This is a genomic window from Paenibacillus albiflavus (assembly GCF_004344915.1).
In the GTDB taxonomy this organism is placed as follows: domain Bacteria; phylum Bacillota; class Bacilli; order Paenibacillales; family NBRC-103111; genus Paenibacillus_AM; species Paenibacillus_AM albiflavus.
Map to the genome: position 1 here is coordinate 89,772 of NZ_SKFG01000014.1, position 15,600 is coordinate 105,371.

Consider the following 15,600-nt stretch of genomic DNA (forward strand, 5'->3'; position numbering starts at 1 on the left):
AGGATGGAAGATGATTATTCCTGAGGAATTGGTTAATGATCGATATTGGTATTCTTTAATGCTTATATTTCATGGGTCAAAAAAATTGAGAAGTTATTGGACAAATGAGTACATTGACTTCAAACATCGGACTATTGAAGTGGACAGGTTAAAAGCTATTTCCAAGACGTGGTCGAAAAGTGAGAAGTTTATGCTGAGGCTTGCGTTACACCTTTTTAACGGTAGGGATAAGGTTGATCTTGGTAATATGGATTATTTAGATGAACATAATACAGCTCTAGCATTAAAGGCATTGAATTTTAGATATGGTAGATGATAAACCACTTATGAAATCAGGCATAAGCAATCGAATATGGGGTCTGAAAGATTCGGACCCCGATCGTTTTAAGCAAGAAGTTAAACGATACTTCGAACGAGGTTACCCGGGCTTCACGGTTGTAAGAGCTAAGTACCCATTTATATATCTTAGGGATGATAGGAGTGGTCAAAATGGCAAGAGGTAAGAAGCCAACACGTAGGCAGAAGATCGCAATGCAGGCTGCTGGGTGCAGTCTAGAGGTTTGGTTAATCCGCAAGGCTCCAGGTAATGAGATTCATCTAATCCATCGTTATACAAGCCTTGTTAAAGTCATACCTGCATAGGAGTTGATAAGGATGTCTGAAAGCTATCCATTTGCTACCTATTCGGGGTTGTTGGAGCCAAAACATTATAAACGGATTAATAAGGCACTATGGTTCTTCCTCTGGTGCATCAGTTCAACTACAAAAGAAAAGATGGATGATGATGGTGTGACATGGGGGTTAGTGCTTGGCGGTAAGCCTATGAAACTATCAGATCTTGCTGATCCTTTTGAAGTAAATGATAAGACAGTTAGCCGATGGATAGACATACTTGAAGAGCATCATTATATACAAGTCATTCGTGCTCCATATGGGCTGATTATTGAAGTAAGAAACTCTAAAAAGTACAAAAATAGATCGGACAATAATGTCCTATCTGAAGTGAGAGAACAGACAAAATTGTCCGATCACTCAACTATAGATCAGACAGAAATGTCCGATCACACGGACAGAAATGTCCGATCTAATAAAGATATTATAAAGACCTTATCTTCTTCTTCTGATTCTGAACAACATCAAATAATTGATGAACTAGAATTTAAACGTCGAGCAAAAGAAGTTGAAGATTATTTTATAATCAAACGAAATTCAGGATTTGATATTAACTATGACGATGAGAAAGCAATCAGGCAGGCTATTGCAGATGGAATACCTGTTGAAACTATCAAGTCTGGTATTGATAAATCCTTTGAAAAATATACACCTAAACATCGTCTTGACCGTATCAGGACATTCACATATTGCGCTCCAGCAATTTATGACGCTTGGGTCAAAGAGAAGGCCATAACGGAACCACTAGAACCCGTCGCCCTTGGCTCCATAACAGAAAACGTGCCGTCGGAACCTGTCGCCCTTGGAAAAACTTCTTATCGCAGCAAGCAACAAAAAGAATTGGATGAGTTGGATAGACTCATTGCAGAGGAGGAGAGAAAGCTTGGAACTAGCAGAAGTAGCTAAACTATTCAAGACCGTCAAAAAACGTTACCCTAGCTTCGATGCAAGCTTGGAGAGCGTTAACGAATGCCATAAGTACCTTAGAGATTTCCCTTATGACGTGGCTGTTGCAAATGTTGATCAGCATATCATGACGGACAAGTTCCCACCTACAATTTCCGACATACGCGGACGGTTAGGGGAGCAGCAAGATCGGCAGCGGTCGAAGGATGCAGCACAGGAGTATTTTGAGCAACTTGATGCTTGGAAAGCTAGCGCAGCACCACCACCGCCGGGCTTAAGGGGGAAGATTCGTGACTTACTACAACGATGAGCAATTAGTCATTGTTATGCCGCAGGATTATGAAGCAGAGCAGGCTGTGATTGGAGCAATTATCAGGCAAGGAGACTTGATTGAGCGAGCTAGAGAGCTGCTGCAGGGGAACGAGTTCTATAATCATTCGCATAGGCGGATATATCGAGCAATGGAAGCATTGAACGACTCAGAGCATCCAGTTGCTATTGACTTACTTACTCTTACTGGAAAGCTAACTGATACAGAAGAACTGGATGATATCGGCGGTGTATCTTATCTCTCAAGGTTGGCTTCGAGTGTTCCGAGCACAGCAAACATTGAACATTATATCGCAAGGGTGTTGGATAAACACACAAGGCGAAAAATAATCGAAGAAAGTAAGCTGCATATTGACCAGGCGCTTGAGTCAACTGACATAAATTCTGTATTATCCTCAATGCAAAATTCAGTCATAAACCTAGCAGATCAAGCAGCTCCAGCAAGAGAGTTTAAGCCAATAAAAAACGTATTGGTGGAAGTGTATGACGATATTGAGAAGCTGTACAACAATCGGGGTTCTAGCGGTGGCGTAACAGGAATACCAAGTGGATTTTCTGACTTGGACAAGATGACTAGCGGATTTCAACGCTCTGATCTCATTATTGTCGCAGCGCGTCCATCAGTAGGTAAAACAGCTTTCGCACTAAATATTGCGGAGAATGTTGGACTTAAAAGCAAAGAAACTGTCGGGATATTCAGCCTTGAAATGTCAGCAAGTCAGTTAGTTAAGCGCATGGTGAGCTCTGAGGGGAATGTTGATGCTAGCCGACTACGAACTGGATACTTCGAAGGTGAAGATTGGGAAAAAATCACGATGTCGATTGGATCACTATCTAATTCTAATATTTTCATTGATGATAGCCCGTACTTAACCGTTCACGAAATCAGATCGAAGTGCAGACGATTGAAGAAGGAGAATGGATTAGGGCTAGTATTGATCGACTATCTACAGCTGATTGCTGGTCGAGGAAAAGGCGAAAACCGTCAGCAGGAAGTATCTGAAATCTCACGTATGCTCAAGCAGATGGCTAGGGAATTGGATGTACCAGTTATCGCACTATCTCAGCTTAGCCGAGGCGTAGAGCAGCGGCAGGATAAACGACCAATGCTTTCAGATCTTCGAGAATCAGGATCGATTGAGCAAGATGCGGACATTGTAGCCTTCTTGTATCGTGACGACTACTACAATAAGGAATCCGAGAAGAAGAATACGATCGAAATCATCATTGCCAAGCAGCGGAATGGACCAGTTGGAACGGTGGAGCTGGCATTCCTTAAGAACTACAACAAGTTTGTAACATTGGATAAAAATCATGAGCCATTCAATGAGAGTACAAGACCGCCAAAGAAGAATAAGAGCGCGTAGGAGTAGGTTAACTTGACTATAGAACAGCTTTACCAAATTGCTACGGATGAATCCAAGAACATTGAAGTGAGATATGAAGCAGCTAGAGAATTGCAGCAGCTACAGAAACGGAGTTGATTATGTGACTTATCCGAAACAGTATAAGCGAGTTTTATGTAAAGCATGCAAGAGAAAATATAGCTACTACAATTATCCAAAGCATAAATGCAAGGAACTTAATGACACAAAGATTTTAAACTATAAATCTGACGTTAATGTTAAATCTATTGTGTGAGTGAAAGGAGATAGGAGAGAGTGACAAACAGGATTATTTTCTTCAGTGGTGGTAAAGCCAGCTTTGCAGTAGCAGATTACGTTAAAAACAAATACCCAGAAGATAATATACTCCTGTACTTCACGGACACTCTCTGGGAAAACGAAGATTTATATCGATTCATCAATGAGTCTTCGGACAAGCTGCAGCTACCATTATTGATTCACAGCGCCGGACTTAATCCAGTTCAACTCATGTTCGAGAAAAAGCTAGTATTTAACAGCATGATCGGTGATTGCTCGAAGATTCTAAAGATGAAAGTCGCTCGTGATTTCTTGAAGAAAGGTGTAAAACCGCAACACGAAGAATGGCGCAATAAGCAGTTTCTAAAAGGCGAAGATGTGAGGATTGATGCAGTACTTTACTTCGGGATTGGATTTGACGAGATGCACCGTGAGTCAGCTATACGGAAGAACTGGCAGCCGTTTGAAGTTGAAATGCCTTTGATCGACAATAACATCTGGACAGATGAAGTATTGAAAAAATACGATATCAAGCAACCTGTCCTGTACGATTACGGATTCAGCCATAACAACTGTAACGGACGCTGTGTAAAGGCTGGACAAGGGCATTACAAGCTTTTGAAAGTGCAAATGCCTGATGTATTTCAAGAAATCATGGAACAAGAATATCACTTGAAAATGTGCGTTTCAGCTTATCGATACATTACCAATGACAAAGTTCCTGAAGAAGATAGAATTCCAACTCATGTTCAGGATTACATGTTGGCAGAGCTAGATGACTGTTATCGAGATTACTTTTATGGACGAGTTAACAAACCAAAGCTTTATATTCACCCTTCAAGCAGTGCAATAAGCGAATACATGAAGATACAGCAATACAGCTTTATGAAGAAAGATTCAAAACCTTATCCAATCCGAGATTTACATTATGAAGTTGAGAATGATGGGCAGATCGATATGTTCGATATCGGCGGCTGCGGATGCTTTACAGATGCATGTGAAATGGAGGAATTAACTTGATACACCTAGACCTATATAAATGCACTAACGAGGAATGCGGAGCTTATTTCGCTGTTGAAGTCGACAAGATTGATGAGCCTGTTTGTTCAGTGTGTGAAGGATCGCATTCAATGCATCTTGACACTATACAGGCAAAAGGGCTGCCAGTGATCAACAATGGTTGATCTGATCGAGCAGGCTGTTGAGAAATTCGAGCAAATATACAGTGTTTCAGTTAATGCCATCTATTCGGAAAACGGCAGGATTTACCCAAATGAGTTGTATCTCAAGCTTAGATCAGAGGGACGAAGAGATGAACTCAATCGCTTGTATTGTATCGCTAACTGTAATACTGCACTTAAGTATGATGGTGAGGAATTGGATAGTGCAAATAAACAACTGCAAGAATTACTTAGAAATCCAAAACGTAAGAACAACGAAACAATCGATTATTTGAGCAAAACTTTGATACCGCTCTACCAAGAACGCATCGATGATTACACTAAGCTTAAAAAAATCAAGATACTTCAGTGGTCAGGAATGGCGACAGAAGAAATAAAGACCGATTATGCAACAGGCCAAATAGATATGTTTGATATTGCACCATAACCATAGGGAGGTAAAGAAGATGACTCAAGAAAAATTAATCGTGCTCAATGATGATGAAAAGGCAAAGTTTTTAAAATCAACAAAGGATCTATTCTTTGCGGTAAAGCAGATTCATGAATGGGTTGAGAGTGATTCACTAACTGAAGAAATGGCTGGAATACTTCCGAGTTTAATCGAAGGGCACTTCTGCGATATATCTAAGCAATTGAATTATGAGAGTGCTTTAACAAAGGAGAAGGAAGAACGTCACCTGCAAATCAGAAACGCAAATCAAAGGATTCGTGAACTGGAAAAACAATTAGGTGAAGCTAAACCGCTGGATGGACTTCCAGAGCAGTTGAAGCATCTAGCAAGCACTGTTTCAAATTGGTGGAACAAACATGGATTTCATCATGTAAGTGATGAGGAATTTACTGAGTATGGACATTACAAGGCTAGATTCTGTTTCATGCTTGATCATATTTCAATGTTCAGCGAAACGCCTGTAACAGACAAGATTAGTAAAAAAGATCGGTTAAAGCAGTTGGCGGCAGAAGGGTATGAAATTGTTTATAACAAGTATGGTAGAAGTCCAGAGCTACTGGATAACGACAATAACAGAAGTCGAGTGATTAAGCTAATTCAATCAAGGTTCCCTTCTGCTGTTGTCTTTAAAACTAGAAATCACTTTGATAGAAGTGAAGGTTACTTCACTATTCGAGACATGGAAGTATATATCTATGATTTGAAAGATATTGTGCGAGAGGCTTAGACCTCTCTTATATAGGGGGATATAACAAATGAAAACTATTAACCAATTAGTGCAAGATGCTCACCAGAATGCAGTAAATAAGGGATGGTGGGAAGAAGATCGTAGTTTTGGGGAGATTATCGCGCTTATCCACTCGGAAGCATCAGAGGCGCTTGAGGATTATCGGAACGGTCGTGATATTACCGAAGTTTGGTATGAAAACAAAGAATTGAAAACAAGACTGAATGATCCAATTACCACGGATTGCAAGCCTTGCGGCATCCCTTCTGAGCTGGCAGACATAGTTATTCGTGTATTTGATGCATGCGGACGTTATGGAATCGATTTAGAGAAAGCAATCACCGAGAAGATGGCATACAACGCAACACGACCACAACGACATGGTGGGAAGGTTATCTAATCATAGCAAGATCAAAACACAGTAGACACATAAAGCGCAATTAAATTCAAAGGAGCGATTGGAATGAATCCAAGAATGGCGATGAAAGAAATGATCAAGTTTATGTTGGAACAACTTGATGTTGGTAACGCTGAATCCGTAGCTGAACAAATGCACGATGACCCTACATTCTTAGAAGAATTAGAACAATTCTTCCAAGATCATATCGAGGATTTCGGAGAAAATTACGGTCTCTAATATGACGCAGTACGAAGATATAGCGAGATCAAAACACAAGGAGTGATTATTCATGGAAAATGTGAAAGTATATCGCCTGAATGAATGTGATGCTGTAGCTGCTGAATCATTGGAACAAGCAAAGAAATGGTATCTAGAAACAACTGGCGAGGAATCTGATGAACAATGTGAACAAGTTTCATTTGATGCAATGATTTGGGAAGACGAGTTTATGCAGAGAAAGATTCCTGTTCGAGAAATACTCGAAAATCACTGGAATGGCACACCGTTTATTGTGTTCTCAACTGAATTTTAATTAAAAAATTGAGAAGGACTAACACTACTCCTTCTCTCCTATAAAGGAGAGTGAACAGATTGAAGTTAACAGATATGAGTTGTGAAGAATTCGAAAGATATGTAGATGCAGGTGAATATTGCGATCAAGATGTTATTGATCTATTTAACAAACTCCAAGATGCACTAAACACTCTTAAGAGAATAGAAAATGAAATAGAAGAAACGGCAGCGTATCGCATTTGTGACTTTGTACAGCAAGCCATAGACCGCATACAGGAGGGGATACATGTATGACATTCACTATTCCAATTTTGTTGATGTGGGTGATTGGCATTCCTCTTGGACTTGTAATTATCTTTTTAGCAGTAATCGGAATTATGTTCATTTCGGCATTTAAAGATGGACCATTTGGGAGGTAAGAGACTATGACATATACAAGAGAGCAGATAAAGCCATGAAAGAATCAACTTGGGTGCAGAAGCTTATGTGGTGCGCCATAGATGAACATGGTCAGATTATTAGAACTTCTGAAACACCACCTGATAGCTGGCTAGATGCTTATAAGAGTAAAGAGGAGGTACATGAGAATGATTGAATGGATAAAATACGATCGACACAGTAGGGAAATTGAAAGCCATGTCAACCACCTTGTAACAAATGGTCAAGTCGTACTTATCGCGCAGCATATGCATCTTGGGCCAAATCTTTGTTATGGATGGAAATGCAATGAATCTTTATTAGGATGGGTAACTCATTGGGCAAAGATCAATTTACCAGTAGAAGGTACAAGTAAGCAAAGCTGCCCATACTGTGGAGCCACAGCAATACATTACTGCCGAGGGGCTGGCGGTACAGTGGTCGGAAACATCTACGATAACCCAGAACTATTAAGTACATAAATAAAAATCTCCCTGACTCTATGGGGATAGGCGACAGGGAGAATATACGTTCTCACCAATATCTTAACATATAAGGGATGGTGAGGGGAATGGGTAAAGGTAAAAGAGCAGTACAAATATCAATGAGCATTTATCGGATCGATGAGGATGCAACAAAAAGAGCAGTTGAGAAATACTTGATTGAAGCTAGGGAATACCAGGTAACAGAATACATTCCTATGGAACAGAAGATAACAGCAGCTTATGAACCTCAATTTAGAGATAAATACGCTGTTAGCTCTCCAGTAGCAAATATCGCTATTAAAAATGTAGACGAGTCAGAACGCCGCAGTCGGCATGTAGATCGTGCTGAGAGAGCTGTCAATAGGTTAGGCACATTACAGCAGCAGCTAGTGCGAATGCGATACTTAGATGATGATAACGTAAGTGACACAGAGGTAGCGCTGCAGCTTGGATATTCTGACCGTCATTATAGACGCATAAAGTCATTGGCTATATATCGATTGGCTAATACACTAGGATTGGTGGTATTAGTGGACGAAGAAGCAAGTTAAAATCATGTCCGCTTCATGTCCGCTTCATGTCCTGATTTTGTCCGACAATGACGGAAAAACCGTGATATAGTAGTATTATCAAGAAAAAGCCACTCTGTACTGACCGATGGCATCGGAATTAGCACACTTTACAGGGAAAATAAATTGGTATATGCAGAAGAGTCGCCTAGTGCGACTCTTTTTGCATTGGGAAGAATCACGCATATGGGACAAGGGGAGGGAGTCGCGTGAAGAATATACAGGTTAAAGATCCGCCTAAGCAGCCTGAAAAGTGTAAAGGCTGCGTTGAAGGTAGATGGGAAGGCGTGCAATATTGTTGGAAACAGAAGTGCATCAAAGATGGTGATACGAATAAATGAAGTTCGTACAGCCATTTCGAGATCCAGAAATAATTGCAGCTATCAAGAAGGACCTACTAAAAAGAAAGAATCTACGAAACTATATTCTCTTTGAAGTAGGAATTAATACCGGTTTGCGTATATCCGATATTCTACAACTTAGGATACGTGACCTTAAGCGTAAAGAGCTTTACATGACAGAAATAAAGACAGGGAAACAGAAGACATTTGAAATGAACCCAACTGTCCGTCGTGAGTTGTTGGAGCTAGTGAATGATAGAGATGAAGATGAGTTCCTTATCATCAGCAGAGAAGGCGTGAATAAGCCTATTACGCGCAATATGGCATATAGGATTTTACGAGCGCTTGGTGAGAAGTACAAAGTAAACGGAATCGGGACACATTCACTCAGAAAAACTTACGGATATTTTTTTTATAAGAGAACAAATGATATTGCGATGCTTCAGAAGATATTCAATCATTCTGATCCTGCATTCACGTTACGTTACATTGGTATTGTGCAGGATACAATAAACGATGCTACACGTAAATTTAGAGTTTAATTATCCATATTTAATATAACAATGAACTCATTTATAAGAAGTCTGAAATATAGCGTGGTTCTTAGGATAACAGAGTTTATCTAGTTCATCACAATATAAGATATGGATAATTGAGATGGTTACGAAAGAGGTGGAGATGATGCAGGAATTTAGGTGTAGCAAGTGCAACAAGCTTCTTGGTAAGATTGAAGGAAGAGCAGAGATTGTATGCATACGGTGTAAAACGTTAAATATACATAAGGAGGCTCATGAAGCCCATGAAACAAAGGATTGCGATTGAACAATTGGATGAATTGGCAGAACAGCAGAAAGAAAAAGTACGGGAATGGTGGTATGGAAGCCCGCCAAGACTTTCTGATGTTTATGTAGTCAAAGTTAAGTATGACGACTTAACCAGATACGAAGGTCCACATATTTATTCAGGACACAGAGACTTTCTTGAAGATTATTATACAGGAGAAGCACTACCGTTCTTATCGATTGGTCAGATGATCGATCTATTAGAGTCAAATGGTTGTGGCATTTCCATGAGCACATATAAAGATGAATGGGAAGTTGCTGCAAGAAAAGATGGTATATCAAAAGTAGCTATTGAAAAGGAGCTATGCGATACACTTTGGAATGTTCTAAAGCAAATATTATAAAATGAACCAGAGACCCAAGAGGCCCAGTGTTCAGTATGCCAATAAAACGGCTGCTGGATGCTGGGCCTTTTTATTATGTCTCGAAAGGGTGTTGTAAATGATCAATAAACCAACAGCTCCTGCACCGCAAAATGGATGGAAAAGCGCAGTACAGACCAAACCATGTGAGCACGATTACGAGTATCTTTATCCTGAGTTCAGCATGATTAAAGGTTCATACAACGACCATTATGAACAAAAGGATACATTCTTCTGTCGGAAATGCTTGAGGTACGAAACTAGGATTGCAAGATTAGCAGATGAACGCAGTCGACCAAATTGGTATAAAGGGTGATCGCATGAGATTCATTAAGTGGCTCATTAAGATAACCAAAGGAAGGTCCAAACCTGGACCTCGTAATAGGAAGGAGCGTAGAGCATGATGATTTGCGTTTGTTCAAATGGAATGCAGCTCACTAGAGAACAGATCGATGCAATTAATAGCATAGTGGAAAAAGTAAAGGGATACTTCAACGAGTTAGCTGAAGCGATTACCAATGTATTCAGAGTGCTACGTGACCGCATCTATTGGTCAAAGATAAGACCTTTGTTACATATAAAACCTAAGTCCAAACGGCAGCGTAAGAAACAGCAGCGCAAAATTGAACGAATATTGGTCAGCCAAGTATTAGATCGAAGGAAAAAGATTAATATGATTAAGCAGAGAATTAGTTATGCCGAGTAAACCTAAAAGACCATGTAGTATACCAGGTTGTAGGGAACTTACGACTGAAAGATACTGTGACGGACATAAACACCTCGCAAATCAAAGATATGCAAGCAAGGAATATCAATATCTATACGGCAGACGGTGGGCGAAGTACAGCAAACAGTTTATTATACAGCATCCGCTATGCATGTGTGATGAATGCAAGCAAGCTGTCATTCCGCTACCGTCTGAGGTAACGGACCATATCGTACCCCATAAGGGAGATATTACTTTGTTCTGGGACCCACGCAATCACCAAGCATTGAATAAGCAGTGTCATGACAGGAAGACCGCGAAAGAGGATGGGGGATTTGGAAGATGAAGGCTACGATAGGTGAGATAGTCTTAGAAGGAACACCGAAGGAGATAGCGGAGTACGAGAAACAAATAAGTACGAAGATCGAGTATCTGTGTGAGCTAAGGTTGTTGTTAACAGAGGCAGGTCCGATGCGTACATCAGGAATTATTAGTCATAATGAACATCAAGATATCTTTCTTAGAGCGATTAATTTATGTAAGTCAATTGACAATGATTTAAACATTGAACACAGGGGAACCCCCCCGGGCATTGAAAGCTAAGACAGTATCAACGGAGAGCGTGCCCCCCAATAATGTAAAAAAAATTCCCTAAATGAATTTTCGGAAAGGAGGCGGTATGATGGCGAGGCCAAGGCAACCGATTGATCTATTGCTTTACAAAGGCAAGAAGAATTTGACCAAGCAAGAAATAGAGCAACGGAAAGATCAAGAAATAAGGGCGCCGGTTGACAAAGTCTCGGCGCCTTCTTATTTGGATAAGGAATTGAAGAAAGAATTCAATAAAATCTCCAAAGAGTTGGTCAAGATTGGCATCATGTCAAATTTGGATGTTGATGCATTAGCGCGGTATTTAATTGCCCGTAAAATGTATCTTCAAGTTACCAATGCTCTTCTTGCGAGAAGTCCTGTACTTCAATATGAGGTAAAAGAAGATGATAAAGTTGATGGTGAATTGATTCCAAACACAACTATCAAAGAAGCTGCAAGTGGTATTTATTCGGATCTCCTATTGAATCAAGACAAGCTATTTAAACAATGTCGTCAAGCTGCTAGTGATCTTGGACTTACAATTTCGTCAAGATGTAAATTGGTTGTTCCCAAACAAGATAAAAAACCGAAAACAGCATTTGATGAAAGATTCGGTAATGTATAGTGCTTAAACAATATATAATTGATTATTCTCGAGACGTAATCAATGGCGAAATTGTAGCTTGTCAAAAGCATAAATGGGCTTGTATGAGGTTTTTGCGGGACGTTGAACGAGAGAATACAGATGAATTCCCGTACATCTTTGACGAAGATAAGGCACTGAGGTTTTTAGAGTGGATGACTCTTTTTCGCCATACGAAAGGAATATTGAAAGGTGAAAAGATTAACCCTCATGAAATTCAAGTATTTATCTTCGGAAACATATATGGTTGGGTGCATAGAAGCACTTCGTATAGACGATTTAAGTACGGATATTGGCAAGTTGGCAGGAAGAACGCTAAATCTCAAAGTCTTGCATGTGTAGGATCTTATGAAACAGCGGCTATGGATGAAGGAATGGCAGAAGTATACTGCGCTGCTACCAAAAAAGATCAAGCTAAAATCGTATGGAATGAAATAGATGTCATGATTAAGCGATGTCCTGAATTGAAGGACAAGTTCAAAACATCATATGGGGTTATTACACATAAAAACAGCCAATCAATAATTAAGCCGTTGAGTAAAGAAGATGGTAAAAAAGGGGACGGATATAATCCTCAATGTGGCATAGTTGATGAATATCATGCCCATGAGACTACGGAAATGTATGATGTAATCGATTCAGGGATGATGGCTCGTGTCCAACCATTAATGATGATCATTACTACCGCAGGCGAAAAGCTGAATAATCCGTGCTATAGGGTAGAGTATGAAATGGTATCTAAGTTATTAGATCCTAATAACCCGATAGAAAATGATGAATATTTTGCTATGGTTAATGAACTGGATAAAGACGAAGACGGAAACGTAATAGATGACATTATGGATGAGTCTGTTTGGGAAAAAGCGAACCCAATTGTGTGTTCATATCCAGCCGGTAGAGATAATATCCGTAAACGTTTAAAGAATGCTATCAATGCACCAGAGAAAATGAACGATTTTTTAACAAAGAATTTGAACGTTTGGGTAAATGGTGGGGCAAATAAGTATATGCGCATGGATCGTTGGGCATTGTGCGCTGTTAATCCAGAGAATTTACCGGAATTACGAGGGAAAGAGTGTTATGTCGGGATAGACTTGTCTTCTAAGATTGACTTGACTAGCGTTTCGTTTGTATTCCCTCTAGAAGATGGTCGTGTATCTGTTTTTAGTCATTCATTCATGCCAGAGGAAACATTGGAGACTAAGAAACGCACAGATAAAGTCCCTTATGATTTATGGGAGCAGCAAGGATGGATAACGAAGACACCTGGAGCAGTAGTAGACTATCGTTTCATTGAGGAATATGTTCAGCGAATGATTGATGAAAACGGATGGGTCGTCAAGCAGATTTGTTATGACCCTTACAACGCAACTCAATTTGCTCAAAATATGGAGACAAAAGGGTTTGTTATGGTGGAGATTAGACAAGGAATGAAGACATTGTCTGAGCCTACTAAGAACTTTCGCGAAATGGTACTAGAGAAGAAAGTAATCCATGATAAGAATCCGGTTTTAGCTTTTGCCTTAGGTAATGCAGTGACAGAAAAGGATCAAAATGACAACATCATGCTTAGCAAAAAAAAGTCAACGCAACGTATTGACCCTGCGGCTGCAACAATTAACGCACATGTTCAAGCGATGTTCGATGCCGTTGCTGCTGATCTTAATAAGCATATCATGAGTGAGGACTTCGGATTCTAGGCGGTGAAATTATGAAAAAAATAGCTATTATTATGCGTCTTCTGTTGGCATTTGCAGAAGATTTTTTTATTTTAGCGGGCTTATCCGCTATCATCGGAGCAACATTCTACCTAAACATAATTGCAGGTTGGTACACAGTTGGGGTTATTTCCATCGCTATAGGTTACTTGTTGAGCCGAAAAACACCACGAAAGGGGTGAAAATGATTGATTTTTCGGCAATTACTTGAAAAAAGAGGTATCACAGCCGATATTCCGGGAATTTCAGGTTTTACTAATCCTGCTGATTGGCTTATTGACCTTATGGGTGGATCAAATACACAAAGCGGAGAAGTGGTGACAGCTAATACAGCACCGCTTAACTCTAATGTGTATACGTGCGCCTCAATACTTGGCGGTGACATTGGAAAGCTGCCTATTCAGTTGTATAGAAGAAAGAAGAACGGGCTTGAGCGTGATGAATCACATCCAGTAGCAGAACTATTAGGCTGGCAACCAAACCAGTACATGACAGCTTACACGTACAAAGAGACAGTTGAGATGCACCTTGTTACATGGGGAAACTCATACAGTTACATCGAGTGGGGTCCAGACGGTAGGCCTGTTTCATTATTCCCACTGCACCCGGCATTGACTGATATACGCTTTGATCTCACTAATGGATCAATATGGTATGTAACAACATTCCCGTTTCCAGGTGGCGAAACAAGAAAGATTCCTGCATCAGATATTTTGCATTTTAAAGCAATCGGAACAAGCGGTCTGAAAGGTATTACGCCTATTGCTGTCATTCGCGAAAAGTTAGGTATACAACAGTCTTCGGATAAGTTTTTGGGAGCTTTCTATTCCAATGGTACGGCGACTAGCGGTGTATTAAAAGTGCCAACTCCACTCGATAAGCCTGCCAAAGACAAAGCAAGGGAGGAATGGCAAAAGCTTCACACTGGACTTTCCAACGCACACAAGATCGCCATTCTAGATGCAGGAATGGAATACCAAGCACTTGGTATGCCTCTTGCGGATGCACAATTCATCGAGACACAAAAATTCGGTATTTCAGAAGTAGCGAAAATTTACAAAATTCCACCGCACAAACTCGGACTGTTGGATAAGGCTACATTTAGCAACATTGAGCACCAGTCGCTTGAGTACGTCAAGAATACGCTAACACCGATCTTTGTTAATTGGGAACAAGAGATCCGCCGAAAATTATTCACACCATTGGAACGAAAACGTTATTACACAAAGTTTGATGTAACAAGCGAACTGCGTGGTGATAGCAAGAGTCTTGCAGAATATTACAAGCTAATGATCGAGATGGGTGTTTATACGATTAATGAAGTTCGTGCATTCTTGGAGGCAGATAACATCGGTAATAACGGAGATAAGCATCTCATCAGCCTCAACTACACTACGTTGGACAACTTGGAGAAGTACCAATTAGCGAAAGCAGGACTTGGCGGGAAAGGGGGTGGTGGCAGCGATGGAGAAGGAACGCAGATTACTGAACAATAAAGTGGAATTGCGTAGCAATGACGATAGCAGTGGGCGTAAAATAATCGGTTACGGCTTACGCTTCGGAGTTTGGTCCCAAGATCTTGGAGGTTTCATTGAAAGAATTGAACCAGGCGCTCTAGATCAGGCAGACATGAGCGACGTTCGATGTTTGATCGACCACGAAAGTAGTAAGGTATTGGGACGCAACACTTCAGGAACTCTTAAGTTATCGGTCGACGATTTCGGTTTGCGTTACGAAACAGATCCTCCCGATACAACATACGCAAATGACCTAATCGTAGTCATGGAGCGTGGCGACGTCAATCAATCTAGCTTCGCATTTCAGGTTGACTACGATAATGACGGAGACAATTGGGATTATGACCACAATTTAGGCATGTATAAACGAACAATCACAAAGATCAAACGAATATACGATGTCAGCGTGGTTACCTATGCGGCATATGTGCAGGCAGAATCACTTGTCTCGAATCGAAGTTTCGAAAACTACAAGAACGAGCTTAGAAGAAAACAAGAATTAGATAAATTACTGATTGAGATCGATCTTTTAGGCATTGCCTAGTGATCGATTTTTTATTTTCCAAAAAACATAAAGTGAGGTAAT

General features: G+C 40.3%; 28 protein-coding genes. All 28 read left to right on the top strand.

The genetic code is table 11. The features are described from left to right. Positions 1–10: 10 nt before the first annotated feature. The 28 genes from E0485_RS15005 (at position 11) to E0485_RS15120 (ending at position 15,558) form a co-directional block, all read left to right on the top strand. Entirely contained in the window at positions 11–316 is a 306-nt protein-coding gene (locus E0485_RS15005) for a hypothetical protein (RefSeq protein ID WP_235857587.1), read from the top strand. A gap of 173 nt (positions 317–489) precedes the next feature. Further along, entirely contained in the window at positions 490–642 is a 153-nt protein-coding gene (locus E0485_RS25150; RefSeq protein WP_165921197.1) for a DUF6906 family protein, read from the top strand. Positions 643–654: 12 nt separating this feature from the next. Beyond that, the gene (locus tag E0485_RS15015) at positions 655–1,578 is read left to right on the top strand and encodes a hypothetical protein (RefSeq protein ID WP_132418879.1); all 924 of its coding nucleotides are present in this window, start codon (positions 655–657) and stop codon (positions 1,576–1,578) included. Beyond that, the gene (locus E0485_RS15020; protein WP_132418880.1) at positions 1,556–1,888 is read left to right on the top strand and encodes a hypothetical protein; all 333 of its coding nucleotides are present in this window, start codon (positions 1,556–1,558) and stop codon (positions 1,886–1,888) included. Before E0485_RS15015 ends, E0485_RS15020 begins: the two co-directional genes overlap by 23 nt. Before the next feature lie 16 nt (positions 1,889–1,904). After that, positions 1,905–3,275: a replicative DNA helicase gene (gene dnaB / locus E0485_RS15025; protein ID WP_132418924.1), complete on the top strand. Its 1,371-nt coding sequence runs from the start codon at positions 1,905–1,907 to the stop codon at positions 3,273–3,275. Positions 3,276–3,569: 294 nt separating this feature from the next. Further along, positions 3,570–4,571, top strand: a complete 1,002-nt coding sequence (locus E0485_RS15030) for a phosphoadenosine phosphosulfate reductase domain-containing protein (protein WP_132418881.1) — start codon at positions 3,570–3,572, stop codon at positions 4,569–4,571. A 156-nt stretch (positions 4,572–4,727) separates the two neighbouring features. Next, positions 4,728–5,159, top strand: a complete 432-nt coding sequence (locus E0485_RS15035) for a hypothetical protein (RefSeq protein WP_132418882.1) — start codon at positions 4,728–4,730, stop codon at positions 5,157–5,159. Positions 5,160–5,178: 19 nt separating this feature from the next. Next, positions 5,179–5,910 carry a MerR family transcriptional regulator gene (locus E0485_RS15040; protein WP_132418883.1) on the top strand — a complete coding sequence of 244 codons (732 nt, stop codon included), beginning with the start codon at positions 5,179–5,181 and terminating at the stop codon, positions 5,908–5,910. A gap of 28 nt (positions 5,911–5,938) precedes the next feature. Continuing rightward, complete coding sequence (locus E0485_RS15045; protein WP_132418884.1) at positions 5,939–6,310, top strand: nucleoside triphosphate pyrophosphohydrolase family protein; 372 nt, start codon at positions 5,939–5,941, stop codon at positions 6,308–6,310. A 63-nt stretch (positions 6,311–6,373) separates the two neighbouring features. After that, the gene (locus E0485_RS25155) at positions 6,374–6,547 is read left to right on the top strand and encodes a hypothetical protein (RefSeq protein WP_165921198.1); all 174 of its coding nucleotides are present in this window, start codon (positions 6,374–6,376) and stop codon (positions 6,545–6,547) included. Positions 6,548–6,599: 52 nt separating this feature from the next. After that, positions 6,600–6,842: a hypothetical protein gene (locus E0485_RS15050; RefSeq protein ID WP_132418885.1), complete on the top strand. Its 243-nt coding sequence runs from the start codon at positions 6,600–6,602 to the stop codon at positions 6,840–6,842. A 59-nt stretch (positions 6,843–6,901) separates the two neighbouring features. Continuing rightward, positions 6,902–7,117 carry a hypothetical protein gene (locus E0485_RS15055; protein WP_132418886.1) on the top strand — a complete coding sequence of 72 codons (216 nt, stop codon included), beginning with the start codon at positions 6,902–6,904 and terminating at the stop codon, positions 7,115–7,117. Continuing rightward, complete coding sequence (locus E0485_RS25705) at positions 7,114–7,242, top strand: hypothetical protein (protein ID WP_268957582.1); 129 nt, start codon at positions 7,114–7,116, stop codon at positions 7,240–7,242. Before E0485_RS15055 ends, E0485_RS25705 begins: the two co-directional genes overlap by 4 nt. A 35-nt stretch (positions 7,243–7,277) precedes the next feature. Continuing rightward, positions 7,278–7,418, top strand: a complete 141-nt coding sequence (locus E0485_RS25160) for a hypothetical protein (RefSeq protein WP_165921199.1) — start codon at positions 7,278–7,280, stop codon at positions 7,416–7,418. Then, positions 7,411–7,722: a hypothetical protein gene (locus E0485_RS15060; RefSeq protein WP_132418887.1), complete on the top strand. Its 312-nt coding sequence runs from the start codon at positions 7,411–7,413 to the stop codon at positions 7,720–7,722. Before E0485_RS25160 ends, E0485_RS15060 begins: the two co-directional genes overlap by 8 nt. 89 nt (positions 7,723–7,811) lie before the next feature. Next, entirely contained in the window at positions 7,812–8,276 is a 465-nt protein-coding gene (locus E0485_RS15065) for an ArpU family phage packaging/lysis transcriptional regulator (RefSeq protein ID WP_132418888.1), read from the top strand. Between the two features lie 227 nt (positions 8,277–8,503). After that, complete coding sequence (locus E0485_RS25710; protein WP_268957583.1) at positions 8,504–8,635, top strand: hypothetical protein; 132 nt, start codon at positions 8,504–8,506, stop codon at positions 8,633–8,635. Beyond that, complete coding sequence (locus E0485_RS15070; protein ID WP_132418889.1) at positions 8,632–9,177, top strand: site-specific integrase; 546 nt, start codon at positions 8,632–8,634, stop codon at positions 9,175–9,177. The genes E0485_RS25710 and E0485_RS15070 overlap by 4 nt, the downstream gene beginning before the upstream one ends. Before the next feature lie 139 nt (positions 9,178–9,316). Further along, on the top strand, positions 9,317–9,457 hold the full coding sequence (locus tag E0485_RS25940) for a Com family DNA-binding transcriptional regulator (RefSeq protein WP_407944853.1): 141 nt from the start codon (positions 9,317–9,319) through the stop codon (positions 9,455–9,457). Next, positions 9,435–9,821 (top strand): hypothetical protein, encoded by a 387-nt coding sequence (locus E0485_RS15080; protein ID WP_132418891.1) that lies wholly within the window; start codon positions 9,435–9,437, stop codon positions 9,819–9,821. The genes E0485_RS25940 and E0485_RS15080 overlap by 23 nt, the downstream gene beginning before the upstream one ends. A gap of 418 nt (positions 9,822–10,239) precedes the next feature. Continuing rightward, the gene (locus E0485_RS15085; RefSeq protein ID WP_132418892.1) at positions 10,240–10,545 is read left to right on the top strand and encodes a hypothetical protein; all 306 of its coding nucleotides are present in this window, start codon (positions 10,240–10,242) and stop codon (positions 10,543–10,545) included. Beyond that, on the top strand, positions 10,535–10,891 hold the full coding sequence (locus E0485_RS15090; RefSeq protein ID WP_132418893.1) for an HNH endonuclease: 357 nt from the start codon (positions 10,535–10,537) through the stop codon (positions 10,889–10,891). The genes E0485_RS15085 and E0485_RS15090 overlap by 11 nt, the downstream gene beginning before the upstream one ends. Then, complete coding sequence (locus tag E0485_RS15095) at positions 10,888–11,148, top strand: hypothetical protein (protein ID WP_132418894.1); 261 nt, start codon at positions 10,888–10,890, stop codon at positions 11,146–11,148. Before E0485_RS15090 ends, E0485_RS15095 begins: the two co-directional genes overlap by 4 nt. Positions 11,149–11,227: 79 nt before the next feature. After that, positions 11,228–11,761 carry a phage terminase small subunit P27 family gene (locus E0485_RS15100; protein WP_132418925.1) on the top strand — a complete coding sequence of 178 codons (534 nt, stop codon included), beginning with the start codon at positions 11,228–11,230 and terminating at the stop codon, positions 11,759–11,761. After that, positions 11,761–13,479: a terminase large subunit gene (locus E0485_RS15105; RefSeq protein ID WP_132418895.1), complete on the top strand. Its 1,719-nt coding sequence runs from the start codon at positions 11,761–11,763 to the stop codon at positions 13,477–13,479. Before E0485_RS15100 ends, E0485_RS15105 begins: the two co-directional genes overlap by 1 nt. An 11-nt stretch (positions 13,480–13,490) precedes the next feature. Continuing rightward, on the top strand, positions 13,491–13,679 hold the full coding sequence (locus E0485_RS15110; RefSeq protein WP_132418896.1) for a hypothetical protein: 189 nt from the start codon (positions 13,491–13,493) through the stop codon (positions 13,677–13,679). A 6-nt stretch (positions 13,680–13,685) separates the two neighbouring features. Beyond that, complete coding sequence (locus E0485_RS15115; protein ID WP_235857588.1) at positions 13,686–14,993, top strand: phage portal protein; 1,308 nt, start codon at positions 13,686–13,688, stop codon at positions 14,991–14,993. Continuing rightward, positions 14,962–15,558, top strand: a complete 597-nt coding sequence (locus E0485_RS15120; RefSeq protein ID WP_132418897.1) for an HK97 family phage prohead protease — start codon at positions 14,962–14,964, stop codon at positions 15,556–15,558. The genes E0485_RS15115 and E0485_RS15120 overlap by 32 nt, the downstream gene beginning before the upstream one ends. Positions 15,559–15,600: the final 42 nt, after the last annotated feature.